Genomic DNA, 17,381 nt, shown 5'->3' on the forward strand with positions numbered 1-17,381 from the left:
TTTAAGGTCGTGATTTTCTGACACCCTCTTAACTTGTGGCATAATGCGCGCATGTTTGATCACCTCAAAGAAGATATCTCTATCGTGTTTGACCGCGACCCTGCGGCGCGCACGCACTTTGAAATCCTGACGACTTATCCTGGCGTTCACGCGCTGATTATCCACCGTGTTAGCCACTGGCTGTGGACACATCGTTTGTACTGGTTTGGCCGTATGCTATCGCATTTTGGTCGCTGGATCACCGGTATCGAAATCCACCCGGGTGCAGTGATCGGCCATCGCGTATTTATTGATCATGGCATGGGCGTGGTGATTGGCGAGACCGCCATTATCGGCGATGACTGTACCCTGTACCACGGTGTAACGCTGGGCGGCACCAGCTGGAATAAAGGTAAACGTCACCCTACGCTGGAGTCTGGCGTTGTGATAGGGGCTGGTGCCAAAGTACTAGGCCCGATTACGATCAGTAAAAATGCCAAAATCGGCTCTAATGCCGTGGTCGTTAAAGATGTTCCTGAAGGTGCAACAGCGGTCGGTATCCCTGCGCGTATCCTGGAGGAAGAAAAAACCAAACAGCGGCAAAGCGCAGCACAAAAAATGGGCTTCAGCGCTTATGCAGTGGGTAACGATGAGAATGATCCCATGATCAAAGCCATCAACGGATTGCTGGATCATGCGCACAAGCAGGAATTGGATATTGCTGAACTCAAAGCCAAGTTAGCCAAACTGAGCGACGCAGAAACTGAATCAGATGTTGGCGACGCTTTTGCCAAAAAGCCTGAATAACATCCCTGAATAAGAACCATTCCCAATACCAGCATCCATGCGGGTTTAAGCCATTTTTTATACAGAAACTTTTTACCATAATAATTGACTAAATTAGTAGGTTATTATAAAATTTGAGTCTGTTTTAAAGGTGTGTCATAGATGCGATTAACCACTAAAGGACGTTTTGCAGTGACAGCAATGCTGGACATTGCCCTCTACGAGGCTGATAAGCCAATTACTTTGGCTGGCATCAGCGAGCGTCAAAGTATCTCTCTTTCCTATCTGGAACAACTATTTAGCCGCCTGCGCAAACAAGGCCTGGTATCCAGTGTGCGTGGACCAGGCGGCGGTTATCGAATCGCTAAAGCTCATTCAGAAATTTCAGTATCTGACATTATCACGGCTGTAGATGAACAGATTGATGCGACCCAATGTGGTGGCAATGAAGACTGTCACGATGAAGGCCGTTGCATGACGCATGAATTGTGGGCTTCACTCAATGGCAAAATACTGGATTATCTGTCTGGGGTGAGTTTGGCCGACATGGTGGATATGCAAAAGAAAAAAGGCGCTGGCACAGTGCATTTTTCACCACGTAAATGTGGTTCTGACGCCACGCTTGCAGCTTAAGATTTTTTGAAGCGCATGACTACGGTTTATTTCGACCATAACAGCACTACCGCTTTAAAGCCTGAGGTTTTACAAGCCATGCTGCCGTGGTTGTCACAAACAGCCGGCAATGCGACCAGCCGTCATATTTACGGCCGTAATGTGCGAGACGCCGTTGAAGCTGCACGGAAAGAAATTGCTGAATGTGTAGGTGTGCAAGCCTCGCAAGTGGTATTTACCTCTGGCGGCACTGAAGCCAATAATTTTGCGGTCAAAGGCATCACTACGAATTTGACGCCTACCCAAATTTTAGTAAGTGCGATTGAGCATCCTTGTGTGTCGCGTCCCGCACAATCACTTGCTTGGCACGATTGGAAAGTGCAAACCCTGGAGGTCAATACACAAGGCGTGATTGATCTGGCGGATGCTGAACAAAAGCTGAACACACATACCGGCCTGGTTTCAGCCATGCTGGCGAATAACGAAACTGGCGCCATCCAGCCCATTGCTGAGCTGGCTGCATTAACCAAAGCTAAAGGTGCTTTGCTACATACTGATGCAGTACAGGCATTTGGCAAGCTGGAAGTCGATTTCGGTGCACTGGGTGTGAATGCGATGACGATATCCAGTCATAAAATTGGTGGCCCGGTCGGTGTAGGTGCGTTGATATTGGATAAGCGTTTAGATATCGCTCCTTTGCTGCATGGTGGCGGACAGGAACGTGGTTTGCGCAGCGGTACTGAGAATGTCGCTGGCATCGTGGGATTTGCCAAAGCATGCAAGCTGGCTGTTGCAACATTGAAAATGCGCAGTATGGCCCAAACTAAGTGTCGTGACCAGCTTGAAACTGGTTTGCAGAATTTGAATGCAGTTATTTTTGGCCAACAGGCAGAGCGCCTGCCAAATACCAGTTTTTTTGCTATCCCCAATATTGAAGGGGAAACATTGGTAACGGCACTGGATAAAGCAGGATACGCGGTAGCAAGCGGTTCAGCGTGTTCAAGTGACAGCACAGAACCTAGCCATGTTTTATTGGCAATGGGCATTGAACCTGACCTCGCCCGCAGTGCAGTCCGCGTCAGTTTAGGCGAAAGCAATAGTGAAGCTGAAGTACAGGGTTTTTTAAAAGCGTTGCAACAAGAAGTGAAACGCTTAAAAGGATTAAATGCCGTTGCGGCATAAGTTTTTATTGAAAGAGTATGAACATGTCTGAAAGAAAGCCGATTTACCTGGATTACTCTGCGACTACACCGGTGGACCCACGTGTTGCGCAAAAAATGATCCCATTTTTGACCGAAGATTATGGCAACCCTGCTTCACGCAGCCATCCATACGGTTGGACAGCCGAAAAAGCGGTTGAAAATGCACGCGAAGAAGTTGCCAAACTGGTCAATGCCGATCCACGTGAAATCGTATGGACATCAGGCGCGACCGAGTCTAACAACCTCGCGATCAAAGGGGCTGCGCACTTTTATGCCGAAGGTAAAGGCAAGCACATCATCACGGCAGCGACTGAACATAAAGCAGTCCTGGATACATTCCGTGAACTGGAGCGCGAAGGTTACGAAGCGACTTATCTGCAGCCGGAAGCCGATGGCCTGATCAATATCGAGACATTCAAGGCTGCCATCCGTCCAGACACCGTGCTGGCTTCTATCATGCTGGTGAATAATGAAATCGGCGTGATCCAGGATATTGAAGCACTGGGCAATATTTGCCGTGCCAATAATGTGATTTTTCATGTGGATGCCGCACAAGCCACTGGTAAGGTCGTGATTGACCTGCAAAAACTGCCAGTTGACCTGATGAGCTTCTCTGCACATAAAACTTACGGTCCTAAAGGGGTTGGTGCATTGTATGTGCGCCGTAAACCACGTATCCGTATTGAAGCGCAAATGCACGGTGGTGGTCATGAGCGCGGTATGCGTTCAGGCACGCTCGCTACGCATCAGATTGCCGGTATGGGCGAAGCTTTCCGTATTGCGCGTGAAGAAATGGCCAGCGAAAACGAGCGTATCCGCATGTTGCGTGACCGTTTACTTCACGGCCTGCTGGATATTGAAGAAACCTATGTCAATGGTGATCTGGACCATCGTGTGCCGCATAACCTGAACGTCAGCTTCAACTTTGTGGAAGGTGAATCATTGATCATGGCGATTAAAGGCATTGCAGTTTCTTCCGGATCTGCATGTACATCTGCCAGTCTGGAACCAAGCTACGTGTTGCGTGCTTTAGGCCGTTCAGACGAGCTGGCACATAGCTCTATCCGTTTCAGCATTGGCCGTTTCACTACTGAAGCAGATGTCGATTACACAATTGACCTGTTGAAGAGCAAGATCGACAAATTACGAGAACTCTCGCCATTGTGGGAGATGTTCAAGGATGGCATTGATCTGTCCAAAGTAGAATGGGCAGAGCATTAAAAACTGATCTTTGATCGCCTGGCGGCGTTGTGGGATAGCTTGTTTAGAAACACTAAACGGCGCCATCCTCCGCCTTGCCAGACAATCAAATCTTCATTTTTTTAAAGAATGGAAGTTTAACTAAAAATTAAAAGGCAAAACAAAATCAAGGCGGTGAGGCGAAGACAGTTCGTAAGTATGGCAAGCCGATCCAACACAGAGTTTGTGAAGCATTTTAATTTTCGAGGAGTATAGAGATGGCATATAGCGATAAGGTACTGGACCACTACGAAAATCCACGTAACGTAGGTTCTATGGATAAAAACGACCCGACAGTCGGCACCGGTATGGTGGGTGCGCCTGCTTGCGGTGACGTGATGAAACTGCAAATCAAGGTCAATACAGCTGGCGTGATTGAAGATGCCAAGTTCAAGACCTACGGTTGTGGTTCAGCGATCGCTTCAAGCTCGCTGGTCACTGAATGGTTAAAAGGCAAAACGCTGGACCAGGCGCAGGAAATCAAGAACTCTGCGATTGCGGAAGAGTTGGCCCTGCCGCCAGTGAAAATTCACTGTTCAGTGCTGGCTGAAGATGCAATTAAATCTGCGATTGCTGACCTGAAATCCAAACAAGGTAAATAAGATGGCGATTACCCTGACAGAAACCGCAGCTCAACGCGTAGAAAAATTCCTTGCCAACCGTGGCAAGGGCATTGGTCTGCGTTTGGGCGTGAAAACCACCGGCTGTTCCGGCATGGCTTACACACTGGAATTTGTCGATGATATGTTGCCGGAAGACAGCATATTTGAGAGCTATGGCGTCAAAGTCATTGTGGACCCGAAAAGTCTGGTGTATATCGACGGCACCGAGCTGGACTTCACCAAAGAAGGATTAAACGAAGGGTTTAAGTTTAATAACCCTAACGTTAAGGATGAGTGCGGTTGCGGCGAGTCGTTCACGGTCTGATTTGACTGTGTTTTAAAGCTGCTTACTTTATGCTCTACTTGATGTTAACTTCTATTAGTTTTGCATAGGTTTTAATTTCTACTATGCAAAACTATTTCGCTTTATTCCAGCTACCGCAACAATTCAACATTGAGTTGGCAGTGTTAGATAGCAATTACCGCAAACTGCTGGCCGAAGTTCACCCGGACAAGTTTGTGAATGCCTCATCTGCAGAACGCATGCAATCCATGCAAAAAGCGACACTGGCTAATGAAGCCTATCAAATTCTCAAACAGCCCACATCGCGTGCAAGATATTTATTGCAATTAGCAGGTATTGAGACTGAAGAAGAAAACAATACGGCGATGCCTGCCGATTTCCTGATGGCGCAAATGGAATGGCGAGAAGCAATAGACGACGCCAAATTTGCCAAAGATATCGCAGCACTGGATGCGCTTTTAATTGATATGCGCGCACAAGCCAACATCCTGCAACAGCAAGTGGCAGAAGAAATTACGCAAGCGCCGACACAAGCGGCAATGACTGTTCGCAAGCTGCGGTTTATAGATAAAGTGAGCGAAGATGTGAACCAGCTGATCGCTCAATTGGAAGACTAAGTTTCATGGCGCTATTACAGATATCCGAACCAGGTATGTCCCCTGCCCCACACCAGCACAAGCTGGCGGTAGGCATAGATCTGGGTACGACCAACTCACTGGTGGCTACAGTACGCAGTGGCATGAGTACAGTATTGCATGATGAACATGGCCATGCCTTATTGCCTTCTGTTGTACGTTATCTTGAAAATGAAATTGTGGTTGGCCATGCAGCGCAAGCCGCACAAAGCCAGGATCCGGTCAATACGATCGTCTCAGTCAAACGCTTTATGGGGCGCGCTTTAAACGACATTACCGACCGTGCACATATCCCCTACCACTTTGTTGAAAATGCATCTTCAGAAGGCATTTTAGAACTCAAAACGCGCGCCGGCTTAAAAAGCCCGGTTGAGATTTCTGCGGATATTTTAAAAGCATTAAAAATACGTGCTGAAAAAGCACTTGGCGGTGAACTCACCGGCGTCGTGGTGACCGTCCCTGCTTATTTTGACGATGCCCAGCGCCAGGCCACCAAAGATGCTGCCAGATTGGCTGGCCTGAACGTTTTACGCTTACTGAATGAGCCAACTGCCGCTGCAGTCGCTTATGGCCTGGATAATGCCTCTGAAGGGGTGTATGTCATTTATGACCTTGGCGGTGGCACATTTGATATTTCGATTCTACGCTTGAGTAAAGGCATTTTTGAGGTATTGGCGACTAACGGTGACTCGGCCCTTGGCGGTGATGACTTTGATCACCGCATCTATTGCTGGGTACTGGATCAGGTGCGGAGTAAAACGGCAGACTTCAAGCCACTGACCGAAGCCGATACCCGCCTGCTGTTGACCAAATCGCGTCAGGCGAAAGAATGGCTGACCGATAACCACGAAGCCAATATTCTGTGCAAGCTCAGCAATGGCGCACTGGTTGATGAAACGCTTACAGTTCAGCAGTTTGTCAGCCTGACTGAAAACCTGGTTAGCAAGACTTTAAGCCCTACCCGCAAAGCCATGCGCGATGCCGGCTTGAGCATGGAGGATATCAATGGTGTTGTACTGGTTGGTGGCGCCACCCGCATGCCGCATATCCGCCATGCAGTGCAGGCATTTTTCAAGCAGGAACCGTTGACCAATCTGGACCCGGACAAAGTAGTTGCACTGGGTGCAGCCATCCAGGCGAATGTGCTGGTAGGCAATCGTAGCGAAGAAGATTTATTGCTGCTGGATGTGACGCCATTGTCTCTTGGCTTGGAAACCATGGGCGGACTGGTTGAAAAAGTCATTCCTCGCAATTCGACTTTACCGATTGCGCGCGCGCAAGACTTTACTACCTACAAAGACGGCCAGACAGCGATGGCTATCCATGTGGTACAAGGCGAGCGCGAACTGGTGGCCGACTGCCGCTCACTGGCCCGTTTTGAGCTACGCGGTATTCCGCCAATGGCCGCAGGCGCTGCGCGTATTCGTGTCACTTTCCAGGTAGATGCCGATGGCCTGCTTTCGGTGACGGCTCGTGAACAAACCAGCGGCGTTGAATCCAATATTACCGTGAAACCATCTTATGGCCTGAGCGAAGACCAGATTACCACCATGCTCAAAGATTCATTTGGCGCGGCTGAAAGCGACAAAGCAGCCCGTATGCTGCGTGAAGCCACTGTGGATGCGCAACGCCTGATAGAAGCGATTCAGGCAGCACTGGCTGAGAATGGCGCAACCTTACTCGCGCAGGACGAGCGCGATACCATACAAGCGCATCTGGAGGCCTTGCACACCTTGTGCCAGGGCACAGATAGCCAAGCCATCAAGCATGGCACTGAAGCATTGAATCATGCGACAGAAAACTTTGCAGCCAAACGCATGGATGCTTCTGTACAAAAAGCCCTAGCGGGTAAAAACCTGGACTCTCTGGAACTGTAATATGCCTAAAATCACCATCCTCCCCCATGCTGAACTTTGCCCGAAAGGCGCTGTGATTGAAGCAGAAAAAGGCACCTCCATCTGTGATGCTTTGCATAATAACGAGATCGACATTGACAGCGCCTGTGGCGGCGTCTGTGCCTGTACCACTTGTCATGTGGTCGTGCGAGAAGGCTTTAAAACCTTGAACGAGATTGAAGAAGATGAAGAAGATATGCTGGATCGCGCCTGGGGCTTGCAGCCCTTCTCGAGACTCTCTTGCCAGGCCATTTTACAAGAGGCCGATGTGACGGTGGAAATCCCTAAATACAGTATCAACCTGGCTAAAGAAGGCCATCAGTAATCAAAATGATAATAAAAAAGCCGATGTTGTAACATCGGCTTTTTTATTTAATACACCACGGATTGATTAGCCGACGTAAGTATCATTCAGGAAGTTCACCTTACCGTTAGAAATGTCGTATATCGCACCAACAATCGCAATTTGCTTGCTGTGTATCATGTCATCGACAATATCACTGCTACGGATAATCGTATCTATCTGATACCTGACATTCAATTCATTAATCTTTTCAACAAAATCAGCATTCTTGGAATTACGCTGTGCCGCATCACTCACCGTTTTTTCATGACGGATAGCAGGTTTGATCAGGTTAATGATTTCACCGATATGGCCATCTTTAAAGTCATCACAAGCCGCCTTCACCGCGCCACAGGAAGTATGCCCCATCACCACAATCAGTTTGCTCCCCAGGTATTTGCTAGCGAATTCCAGGCTGCCCATCGCTTTGTCGGAAGCGATATTACCGGCCAGACGCACACTGAAAATATCGCCAAGGGCCTGGTCAAACAGTAATTCAACCGGTGCGCGAGAATCACTGCAACTCAGGAAAGACGCAAACGGATGCTGTTTGTCCTTGGTGATTTGAATCAGAGCCTTGAAGTCTTTTTCCTCTTCCACCTCTGAAGTGAAACGTTGGTTACCCTCGATCAAAATATCCAGTGCCTCACGCGGCGTCATTTTGTCACGATCAAGTAATGGGTGTTTGTACATACAAATAATCCTCTAGTAAATTATTGTTTTAGCAAGGCTATTCAGCCCCGCTTTTGATTAATGCCCCAGCAAATGCTTGGGCGGGTTAAACGCAATGGTTTCTACGGTAATGTTTTTCAGTTTGGCATGCTGCTGGTAGCCATGAATAAACTCCACCACATCATAGGCAATCGCTTTGCTGTGAGTGCAATCGATCACCACTTTGCTGTTGCGCGGGATCGACTCCAATACCTCCAGGATGCTGGCCTTGTTGAAGAAAGACACTTCTTCCGCCAACACCAGTTCAAACACTTCCTGTCCATCCTTGGTGCTGCGTGTTTGCTTGATGTAATGAGAGTTACGGTAGCTATGATGCAAAGTGAAAAAGATCGCTACCACTAATCCGAGGCCGATACCCGTCAGCAAATCGGTAAATACAATGGCGATAATAGTCACAATAAACGGGATAAACTGTTCCCAGCCCAGGGCGAACTGTTGTTTAAATAAGCTCGGTTTAGCCAGTTTATAGCCCACCATGATCAGGATAGTGGCCAGGCTGGCCAGGGGAATAAGATTCAAGAAGCTGGCAATGGTAATGGCGCTGAGCAGTAACCAGAAACCATGCAAAATTGCAGATATTTTAGTTTGTGCGCCAAACGTGATATTCGCACTACTGCGTACAATCACCTGGGTCACAGGTAAACCACCGATTAAACCGGACACGATATTGCCTAACCCCTGCGCTTTGAGCTCCCTGTTGGTCGGCGTCACCCGTTTCAGGGTGTCCAGTTTGTCGGTTGCCTCTACGCATAGCAATGTTTCCAGGCTGGCGACAATCGCCATGACCAACGCGGTTTTAATCACTGCAGGCTGTGCAACCTGGCTGAAATCCGGGTGGGTAAAAAAGCTGGTAAATTCACCCAGGCTACCCGCTACCGGCAATCGTACAATCTGGTCTTCAGCCAGCGAAAAATTTAACCAGCCGCGCATAAAGGCAATATTGAACAAAATCCCTACCAATACCACCACAATCGGCCCTTGCAACAACTGGAACACTCTATGTTTTTTAGTCAGCACAGTATCCCACAGAAGCAGGATCGCAAAAGAAACTGCGGCAATCAACACAGCCCCTGGCGTCAATAAGTCCCATGCCTGCAAAATATCGCTGAAAGTATTGTGGCCGTCAAAACCAAACGATTCATCACCTTCATAGTCGGCATCGTAACCAAATGCATGCGGAATCTGTTTCAGGATAATCAGCAAACCGATACCGGTCAGCATGCCGGTAATCACTGAAGAAGGGACAAAGTAAGCAATGAAACCTGCTTTAAATTGACCAAGTAGAAATTGAAAAATACCGGCCAATACTACAGCGGCTAAAAATACTTCATAAGATCCCAGGTTGCTGATGGCGGCCATCACAATCACAGCCAAACCGGCTGCCGGGCCACTAACGCCTTGCTGGGATCCACTGGCCAGGCCAACGACGATACCGCCGACAATCCCGGCGATGACGCCTGAGAAGAGTGGTGCCCCTGAGGCTAGTGCGATGCCCAGGCAAAGCGGCAAAGCTACAAAAAAAACAACGATTGAAGCCGGTAAATCCCGATTCAAATGCTTAAACAGGTCGAAAAAATCCGACCTTGATGGTGTAGCGGACATAGTGTTTTTCCTTCACAAGTGAAACAATTTTTCGTTATATTATTATCGTTAATTATAATTAGATTCTATGATTATGCCATATACACAATACACAAAACCCCGCACGCGTGCGGGGTGGTTTGAACGCTAAAGACTATATGCAGTATTCATTAGTCTCTTGGAGTATCAGCTACGTAAGGACGTCTACCAATAAAGTTTAAACGCAGTTGATCGTGTTTATCAAATCCTTTATCTGGACTATCGGTCACAATACCTGCACCTTCCCATTTATCTTCAGCACTCTGCTGTTTAGCCACTGGAGCTTTACTGTAAGGACGGCTGCTAAAGTTCTTATGATGTAAAGTACGTACATCATTATCCTGCGCTTGTGTTTCATCCGCATGAACATTTGCCATCACTCCGAATGACACCAAAACTACCAATAATAATTTGCTCATTTTCATACTCCTTTATCATATAAACGTCAGGCAGCCTTCAAGCATTCTAGCCAAGGCCTGGCAATATTATGTGCCAGTATCCTTACGCAATTCTGACTCGCTAATTTGACCCTGACTTAAAGTGGACGCTTACCAATGGAATGCATTCTCAATAATTGCAGGTGTCTTTCTTTCTGCTCCTGGCCGGCTGTCATGGACGCACCTTCCCAGCCTTGTTCGGCAGCAGGCTTGTTCGCTATCACTACTGGTGCCTGGTAAGGTCTTCTGCTCAGGGACTGGTGGTGATGGATTTTGGATTCTATGGTCACTTCTTCATTTTGGTCTTGGGCATTCACCGGCAAAGCCGCTACCAAACCAAACACCATTAACATTGCTGTATAAACGTTACGCATATTATTTCTCCTATTCACTGTTTGTTGGACATTCATTGTTCGTTGGGGTTTTAATTGATTCATCATGGTTTGCATTTTGCACCGTAGCTGGCAACAAAAAATCTACCAATATAGGTAGTTCGGTATATACTTAACGGCATATGCCGAATGACAGCCCAACCCCTGAAGCCGAGAGTGCGTTTGCCCTGCGCAGCGCCTTGAAACAAAACCAGGCGCAAATTGCCCAAGACAAATTATTTGAAAAATTTGGCCAGCAATTATTTGTTTCCGGCTGGTCCACCGAGTTATTGCAATGGTTGCTTGATGAAATATGCATGCAATTCGGCGCACAGCACGGCCTGATCAGCCAGCAACATGGCGGTGCGCTAAAGATTCTGGCATTGCGTGGCAAGAGCTACCCGGTCGGTGCACGTATTCCCATGCTGGGTGTATTGGGGCAATGGTTAAAAGAACCCATCCGCTTTGAAGTGCATCAGCAATACGTGTCTAGCTTATGGACATTGCCTGCCACCATCGAGGCAAATGTGCATTGTTATCACTTGCCCATTGCTTGCCAGCAACGCCCTGTCGGTTTACTGGCATTGATCACAGGCAATCCTTTAAGCCATAACAGCTTGCAGATTTTATACAGCCTGTGCGGCATGCTGGGTTTTGCCTTATACGGTCAAGCCCAGTCAAGCACCATGATTGATGACAGTTACGTGCAAAAACTCACGCCACGGGAGCGCGAAGTGTTTGCCCTGCTGCCTTCCGGTGCAAGCAATGCTTTACTAGCGAGTAAGCTGGGCATTTCACCCGGTACGGTCAAAATTCATATAGAGCGTATCCTCAGCAAACTGGACCTCAATGACCGTACCCAGGCCGCGGTCAAGGCAGTGGAGGCTGGGTTCAAAAGCGATGGATTGTGATACCTGATATGCCTTTTCGCAACCTGCAACTATTCAGCTATTTAAACCAACTTTGGCAAGACGCGCCTTTAACGATCAAAGGCATTATCCTGAACACCTTGCCACTGACCGTTTTGCTGGCGTCACTGGCCCTGATTTTTGAAAGTGAGCAACAGGCGGCGTTACTGGAACGCCGCGTGCAAAATGCGCTACAAATCCAGCAGGATATTCAAACCCTGCAAACGCAGTTGCTCGAAGCTTCTACCGGCGTACGCGATTACCTGCTTACCGACAACAGTCAATTTTTGTCCGGCTATGAAAGTGCCAAACAAGCCATGCCGCAGTTACTGGATTCACTGGAACTGCGCCTGGATGACCAGGCACAACAGAAATTGCTGCTGGTGATACATCCGCTGGTACAAAAAAACCTTAACGACCTGGCCGTGTTGGCCAGCAATACCGAAAAAGAAGCCGATGAAGAGTTGATACGCAAGTTCAGCTCCCAGGGCGCTGCGCTTAATCAGTTACGTTCACACCTGGACGAAATGAGTCTGCGGGAATCCCGAATTGTCGATCAAGATAAAAAAGAAGTGATTTTTGAGCGTAAACGCAACCTGCGTATTACGTTGATGGCGGTGATCGCAGGCGTATTCGGTTCTCTGATTGGCGTTTGGGTATTTACGCAAACAATCGTCGCCCGTGTCAGGACTATCCGTGACAGCGCCATTCACCTGGTAAAAAGTGAGCCGCTGGCGTTACCCAGTATCAGCCAGGATGAATTGGGCGAACTGACGATGGAGCTAGAGCATGCCTCACAATTACTGAAAAAAAGTGCGCACGAAGCACATCAGGCAAGAGTTGAAGCGGAAGAAGCCAGCGCTGCAAAAAGTAATTTCCTGTCACGTACCAGTCACGAACTACGCACTCCGCTGAATGCGATTTTAGGATTTGCGCAAATCCTGGAAAACGATTTGCCCGATGGCCGCCAGAAAGACAGTGCGACGTTAATCCATAACGCGGGACAGCACTTACTGAAACTGATCAATGAAGTACTGGATATCTCACGTATCGAAAGTGGTGATATCGGCATGTCTATGGAAGTCATCGCGCTGAATCCTCTATTGGAAGAAGCCTATCATTACCTCAAGCCGCTGGAAAAAGTACGTGACATGAGCATAGAAACCCGCTTTGAACCGCGGTTGAAGGTGCGTGCTGACCGGCAGCGGTTATTGCAAGTGATTTTAAACCTGCTGGCGAATGCACTGAAATATGGGCCGGAAAATACCCTGGTCACCATCAGCGCATACCGCCAGCAAGGCCATATCCGAGTAGAAGTACAAGACCAGGGCAAAGGTATTCCCGCAGAACATCGATCACGCCTGTTTACGCCATTTGACCGCCTGGGTGCAGAACGCACAGTGACCGAAGGTACTGGGTTAGGTCTGGTGTTAAGTAAACAACTCATGGACGCTATGGGCGGGCAGATCGGCGTGGCGGAAGATAAAAGCATGTTCTGGTTTAGCCTGCCAGCCTGTGAAGAAGATATTCAAATGCAGGCCGCCTCAGAAACCGCAGAAGAGCTTGATGTGCAAATGCCAGCCACCATTTCTGCAACTCCGCGCAAGCGTCATATCCTGTATGTAGAAGACAACCCTAGCAATCAGGCATTGATGGAAGCAATTATCAGCAAGCATCGCCATATCAAACTGCACGTCACTGCCAGCCTGCAAGGCAGCATGGTTTGGCTGCGCGACATGACGCCTGACTTATTATTACTCGATCTAAACCTGCCCGATGGCTCGGGAGAATTACTGATTCAACATATACAGTCTGACCGCGATAATCTGCGTGACATCCCGCTAGTGATCCTGAGTGCCGACGCACTGCCAGAAACCATCCAGCGTTTGCAGGCGCTAGGCATCACCCACTACTTCACCAAACCGTTAAATGTCGCCACGTTTAACCAGTTATTGTTAAAACTATTACCAGAACCGACACCATGAATATTGAACAGCTGCGAGCCTCTAAAATCCTGATTATTGATGATGCTGAAGCCAACCTGAGGCTGCTGGAAGAGCTGCTGACCAAAGAAGGCTTTGAGCAAGTCATCAGCACCACCGATTCTACCAAAACCATGGACCTGGTGAACGCTTTCCAGCCTGACCTGATTTTGCTGGATTTAATGATGCCGGTGCTGGATGGCTTTGCCGTGCTAGACCAGTTATCACATCATGTCGGGCCGAATGAGTATCTGCCAGTACTGGTGCTGACAGCTGATGCCACGATTGCTACACGACGCAAGGCGCTGGCACTGGGGGCAAAAGACTTTCTAACCAAGCCATTTGACCCAATGGAAGCCATGCTGCGGGTCTGGATATTGCTAGAGACACGCTGGTTATTTACCCAGCTCAAACAACATCAGCCTAATTTACAAATGCCCAATTACTCGTAAATTTGCAGCGCCTTGCCTCTTGGATCAGATAGTCGAGCGTCTGCTCACATATTGCAAGCTGAACGGTTTAGCTGCCTGCTGTTTTTGCTGGGCTGCATTCAACTGCAAACTGGTCCCTTCCCATGCCTGATCTGCACTCGCACTGACAGATTGCGCAGTCACTGCTCTTCTGGCGATATTTTGGGTGGCATTGGCTTGCTCCGCCAATACCGATCCGGAAAAGACTAATGCAGCCAATCCCATCACTTGATACGCTTTCACTTTTTTCATCGTTCGCTCCTTCAAAATAATATTTTAGAGATATAACCTTGCGTACACCGCCATATATAGATGACGGATTTGATGTGACTCACTGTAGCGCGCCAGCCTTACAAAAAGCTTTCGTGAATATTTCAGTAGCCTTACAGTATTACCAACAATTATTCAGTTTGAATTAAGGCGTGCAGACTATCTTGATAATTCGACAACAATTATTAGGAGAATCACGATGAAAAACTTTATGCAAACTTCAGGCAGTGTGTTGATGATCAGCCTGCTTTGCGGCGTGCTAACCAATCAACCAGCCATGGCAGACGATGATGGGGACGATATTCAGAAAATGACCGAAACGGCAAAAGCATTCGGCTTTATTTCATGGGAAGACGCACAAAGTAAAGCACTGGCCGCCAAGCCAGGTGTCGTTAAAGAAGTCGAACTGGAACGCCGCAAATTCAAATCCGGCTGGGATTACGAAGTGGAAATTGTGGATGCCGAGGGCGCTGAATGGGAAGTGTATATTGATGCGAAAACCGGCAAAGTGAATAGCGTGAACCGCGACTGGTTCTAATATAAAGCCTGCTTCATGCAGGCTTTAAGCGCAACTGCACACGTAACCCACCTAACCGGGCAGAGTGATCGAGGGAAATATCCCCATGATAATGCTGCACAATATCCTGCACAATCGCCAGCCCCAGGCCACTGCCCGGTTTGGATTCATCCATGCGCATTCCACGCTGTAATAATGTATCCAGTTCAGGTGCGCTACTGCCTGGGCCATCATCCTCTACCATCACGGTAATTCCATCCTGTACCGAGATATTGAGTTGTACCTGGCCACGGCACCATTTAAAAGCGTTATCCAGTACATTCCCCAACAGCTCGAGCATATCTTCGCGGTCAACCATCAGCTTGGTCTGGGCATCATGTTGCCAGGCGAATGCCACCTGTTTTTCACTGTAAATTTTTTGCAAGGTTGCCACGAGTTTAGGCACTTCAATCTCTAAATCGGTCTGCTGACTGGTGTACACGTCACCCATCAGACGGGCGCGTTTGAGCTCACGCTCGACATCCTGATGTATTTCTTCTGCACAGGCTTTCATGGTTAGCCGCAACTGCGAAATGCCTATCCGTGAGTCGTTATCGAACAGCAGTTGCAAATGCGCCAGCCGCGTTTTAAGCGCGTGCGCCAGGTTGCCGATAGAGAGGCGCGACCGTTTGGTTTTCTGGCTGGCGCTTTTGAGAATGCGGTTGAATTCATTCACCAGCGGCATGACTTCCGCCGGGCCATTGGCATTAATCTGCTGTAATTCACCGCTGGCAACCCGTGCCAGATTTTCCTTGATTTGCTGCAATGGGTTCAGGCTATTCAGCACAATCCAGCGTTGCAGGGCTAATAAAGCAATCAGGCCTAATAAAGATAGCGCACCGTAGATACCATGAAACACGCGTAAACTGTGCTGCAAATCGACCAGGCTTTCGGCGATATAGATAGTGATATCCCGTTGCTGCTTGCGGTAACCATGCCCCCACAATAATAAAGGTTGATCCTCAGGTCCGGTGATATGGGTCACCTGCTGCTGCCCCACCGCTAGCGGCATCACTGGCAAATTCACATCCCAAGCTGAACGCGACTGGAGTTTATGCGCTTCATCAATCATGACGATAAAATAACGTCCGGAGAAAGGACGCTGGTAACTTGCGGTGATCAGCCGCTGTTCTACTACGGGCTGGCCGCGGCTATTAACGGTTACACCCGCCAGCAGCGCTTCTGCTTCCTGCTGCATGCGCTCTGTCATCTGAGACTGGATCAGGTGGTCAATCGTGAATGTGACCACCGCCCATTGCAACGTTAACAGCCCTACCAGGCTTAACGTCAGGCCAAGGGTGAGCTGCTTGCGCAATGACTTCATGCAGAGTGACTTTCTGGATGAAGCTGGCCGAATACATAGCCTTGTCCGCGCCGGGTCTGGATTTTGTCCATCCCGACTTTTTGGCGCAAGCGATTGACATACACCTCGATCACATTGCTATCTTTATCTTCATCATAAGCATACACATGTTCGGTAAGCTCGCTTTTAGAGAGTATGCGCCCGGGATGAAGCATGAAATAACGCAACAGGCGGAATTCAGTACCCGTCAAACTGTAAGAATCAGCGCCCTGCCAGACCGTTTGCGTATGCTCGTCCAGACGTAATCCTTGCATACTCAATTCGCCACTGACCAAGCCAACGCTGCGTTTGTGTACCGCACTAATGCGCGCCAGCAGTTCTTCAATATGGAATGGCTTGGTCACATAATCATCCGCGCCCAGGTTAAAGGCTTCCACTTTTTCCTGCCAGCTACTGCGGGCCGTCAATACGATCACCGGCATACTCCGTCCTTCCTCACGCCAGGCGGCCAATACTTGCAGCCCATTTAGCCCCGGCAAACCAATATCCAAGATAGCCACGTCATAAGGCTCCAGGCTACCTTGTATTCTGGCCTCGTTACCTTCCTGTATCCAGTCGCTGGCATAACCGGCAGCTTTCAACGCCTGCTGCACGCTGGCACCGAGCAAGGCATCATCTTCGACCAGCAGCATACGCATCAGTCATCCAGCTCCATTTTAAGTAGTTGGCCGGTCTTGGCGTCCAGCTTGAGTTCCCATACCTGGCTGCGCGCATCGAGGATTTCCACCTCATAAAGATAGCGGCCATGTTTTTTCTCCAGTTCTACTTCGAGAATTTCACCTGGCTTATGTGACTTTGCCAGCCTGGATATTTTCTCTAGGCTCAAAATCTGACCTTTGGCAGCAAGTTGCGCGGCAATAGCAGGGCTTTCGCCAGAACCGGCAATTGGTAACAGCCAGCCGGTAGCAGCCAGGCTGCAACACACCAGGCAAACCATCATTACTCGAGAAAAGGTCGTCGACCTGCGCATATCACTCCTCAATAACATTGCCGTTAACAGCGGCTACCAACTGTCACTGGCTAAAAGTGTAACAGCATTAGGATTAATCCAAGCTGAATCGGTTCGTTTATTCAC

General features: G+C 48.6%; 21 protein-coding genes. 13 read left to right on the plus strand and 8 right to left on the minus strand.

The annotated features are described in order from the left end of the window. Nucleotides 1-51 precede the first annotated feature (51 nt). The 9 genes from cysE to fdx all read left to right on the plus strand — a co-directional run bounded on the left by cysE (nucleotide 52) and on the right by fdx (nucleotide 7,579). On the plus strand, nucleotides 52-786 hold the full coding sequence (cysE, locus tag ASG34_RS08135) for a serine O-acetyltransferase (protein WP_055829279.1): 735 nt from the start codon (nucleotides 52-54) through the stop codon (nucleotides 784-786). A gap of 141 nt (nucleotides 787-927) precedes the next feature. Then, the gene (locus tag ASG34_RS08140) at nucleotides 928-1,398 is read left to right on the plus strand and encodes an Rrf2 family transcriptional regulator (protein ID WP_055829282.1); all 471 of its coding nucleotides are present in this window, start codon (nucleotides 928-930) and stop codon (nucleotides 1,396-1,398) included. A gap of 15 nt (nucleotides 1,399-1,413) precedes the next feature. Continuing rightward, nucleotides 1,414-2,559 carry a cysteine desulfurase family protein gene (locus ASG34_RS08145; protein WP_055829285.1) on the plus strand — a complete coding sequence of 382 codons (1,146 nt, stop codon included), beginning with the start codon at nucleotides 1,414-1,416 and terminating at the stop codon, nucleotides 2,557-2,559. Nucleotides 2,560-2,582: 23 nt separating this feature from the next. After that, nucleotides 2,583-3,800, plus strand: a complete 1,218-nt coding sequence (locus ASG34_RS08150) for an IscS subfamily cysteine desulfurase (protein WP_055829288.1) — start codon at nucleotides 2,583-2,585, stop codon at nucleotides 3,798-3,800. 236 nt (nucleotides 3,801-4,036) lie between these two features. Beyond that, a complete protein-coding gene (gene iscU, locus ASG34_RS08155; RefSeq protein WP_055829291.1) occupies nucleotides 4,037-4,420 on the plus strand; it encodes a Fe-S cluster assembly scaffold IscU in 384 nt (127 codons plus the stop codon). A gap of 1 nt (nucleotide 4,421) precedes the next feature. Next, nucleotides 4,422-4,745 (plus strand): iron-sulfur cluster assembly protein IscA, encoded by a 324-nt coding sequence (gene iscA, locus ASG34_RS08160; RefSeq protein WP_055829295.1) that lies wholly within the window; start codon nucleotides 4,422-4,424, stop codon nucleotides 4,743-4,745. An 83-nt stretch (nucleotides 4,746-4,828) separates the two neighbouring features. Beyond that, the gene (hscB, locus tag ASG34_RS08165; protein WP_055829297.1) at nucleotides 4,829-5,341 is read left to right on the plus strand and encodes a Fe-S protein assembly co-chaperone HscB; all 513 of its coding nucleotides are present in this window, start codon (nucleotides 4,829-4,831) and stop codon (nucleotides 5,339-5,341) included. A gap of 5 nt (nucleotides 5,342-5,346) precedes the next feature. Beyond that, nucleotides 5,347-7,236: a Fe-S protein assembly chaperone HscA gene (gene hscA, locus ASG34_RS08170; RefSeq protein WP_055829298.1), complete on the plus strand. Its 1,890-nt coding sequence runs from the start codon at nucleotides 5,347-5,349 to the stop codon at nucleotides 7,234-7,236. Nucleotide 7,237: 1 nt separating this feature from the next. Beyond that, entirely contained in the window at nucleotides 7,238-7,579 is a 342-nt protein-coding gene (gene fdx / locus ASG34_RS08175; protein WP_055829301.1) for an ISC system 2Fe-2S type ferredoxin, read from the plus strand. A gap of 66 nt (nucleotides 7,580-7,645) precedes the next feature. On the opposite strand, the gene ASG34_RS08180 is transcribed toward fdx, so the two are convergent. The 4 genes from ASG34_RS08180 to ASG34_RS08195 form a co-directional block, all read right to left on the minus strand. Then, a complete protein-coding gene (locus tag ASG34_RS08180; RefSeq protein ID WP_055829303.1) occupies nucleotides 7,646-8,290 on the minus strand; it encodes a carbonic anhydrase in 645 nt (214 codons plus the stop codon). 57 nt (nucleotides 8,291-8,347) lie between these two features. Continuing rightward, on the minus strand, nucleotides 8,348-9,931 hold the full coding sequence (locus ASG34_RS08185) for a SulP family inorganic anion transporter (RefSeq protein WP_055829306.1): 1,584 nt from the start codon (nucleotides 9,929-9,931) through the stop codon (nucleotides 8,348-8,350). Nucleotides 9,932-10,080: 149 nt separating this feature from the next. Beyond that, nucleotides 10,081-10,368 (minus strand): hypothetical protein, encoded by a 288-nt coding sequence (locus ASG34_RS08190; protein WP_055829309.1) that lies wholly within the window; start codon nucleotides 10,366-10,368, stop codon nucleotides 10,081-10,083. Nucleotides 10,369-10,484: 116 nt separating this feature from the next. Beyond that, entirely contained in the window at nucleotides 10,485-10,760 is a 276-nt protein-coding gene (locus ASG34_RS08195; RefSeq protein WP_055829312.1) for a hypothetical protein, read from the minus strand. A 140-nt stretch (nucleotides 10,761-10,900) separates the two neighbouring features. On the opposite strand from ASG34_RS08195, the gene ASG34_RS08200 reads away from it, so the two are divergent. Genes ASG34_RS08200 through ASG34_RS08210 form a run of 3 tightly spaced genes read left to right on the plus strand, consistent with a single transcriptional unit; the run spans nucleotide 10,901 to nucleotide 14,099 of the window. Further along, the gene (locus ASG34_RS08200; RefSeq protein WP_055829314.1) at nucleotides 10,901-11,668 is read left to right on the plus strand and encodes a LuxR C-terminal-related transcriptional regulator; all 768 of its coding nucleotides are present in this window, start codon (nucleotides 10,901-10,903) and stop codon (nucleotides 11,666-11,668) included. 8 nt (nucleotides 11,669-11,676) lie between these two features. Then, on the plus strand, nucleotides 11,677-13,650 hold the full coding sequence (locus ASG34_RS08205) for a hybrid sensor histidine kinase/response regulator (RefSeq protein WP_055829997.1): 1,974 nt from the start codon (nucleotides 11,677-11,679) through the stop codon (nucleotides 13,648-13,650). Next, the gene (locus tag ASG34_RS08210) at nucleotides 13,647-14,099 is read left to right on the plus strand and encodes a response regulator (RefSeq protein ID WP_055829316.1); all 453 of its coding nucleotides are present in this window, start codon (nucleotides 13,647-13,649) and stop codon (nucleotides 14,097-14,099) included. The genes ASG34_RS08205 and ASG34_RS08210 overlap by 4 nt, the downstream gene beginning before the upstream one ends. A gap of 24 nt (nucleotides 14,100-14,123) precedes the next feature. Here ASG34_RS08210 and ASG34_RS08215 read toward each other — a convergent pair whose 3' ends face one another. Beyond that, complete coding sequence (locus tag ASG34_RS08215) at nucleotides 14,124-14,369, minus strand: hypothetical protein (RefSeq protein ID WP_055829319.1); 246 nt, start codon at nucleotides 14,367-14,369, stop codon at nucleotides 14,124-14,126. A gap of 217 nt (nucleotides 14,370-14,586) precedes the next feature. Here ASG34_RS08215 and ASG34_RS08220 point away from each other — a divergent pair, with 217 nt between their 5' ends. After that, nucleotides 14,587-14,925 carry a PepSY domain-containing protein gene (locus ASG34_RS08220; protein WP_055829322.1) on the plus strand — a complete coding sequence of 113 codons (339 nt, stop codon included), beginning with the start codon at nucleotides 14,587-14,589 and terminating at the stop codon, nucleotides 14,923-14,925. 13 nt (nucleotides 14,926-14,938) lie between these two features. On the opposite strand, the gene ASG34_RS08225 is transcribed toward ASG34_RS08220, so the two are convergent. From ASG34_RS08225 to ASG34_RS08235, 3 genes are read right to left on the minus strand one after another with little or no spacing between them, the layout of a single operon-like run. Beyond that, nucleotides 14,939-16,267 (minus strand): sensor histidine kinase, encoded by a 1,329-nt coding sequence (locus ASG34_RS08225; RefSeq protein ID WP_055829325.1) that lies wholly within the window; start codon nucleotides 16,265-16,267, stop codon nucleotides 14,939-14,941. Beyond that, nucleotides 16,264-16,944, minus strand: a complete 681-nt coding sequence (locus ASG34_RS08230; protein ID WP_055829328.1) for a response regulator transcription factor — start codon at nucleotides 16,942-16,944, stop codon at nucleotides 16,264-16,266. The genes ASG34_RS08225 and ASG34_RS08230 overlap by 4 nt, the downstream gene beginning before the upstream one ends. Beyond that, a complete protein-coding gene (locus tag ASG34_RS08235; protein ID WP_235559765.1) occupies nucleotides 16,944-17,243 on the minus strand; it encodes a PepSY domain-containing protein in 300 nt (99 codons plus the stop codon). Before ASG34_RS08235 ends, ASG34_RS08230 begins: the two co-directional genes overlap by 1 nt. Nucleotides 17,244-17,381 lie beyond the last annotated feature (138 nt).

Origin of the sequence: Methylophilus sp. Leaf416, assembly GCF_001424665.1 — a bacterium.
Taxonomy (GTDB): domain Bacteria; phylum Pseudomonadota; class Gammaproteobacteria; order Burkholderiales; family Methylophilaceae; genus Methylophilus.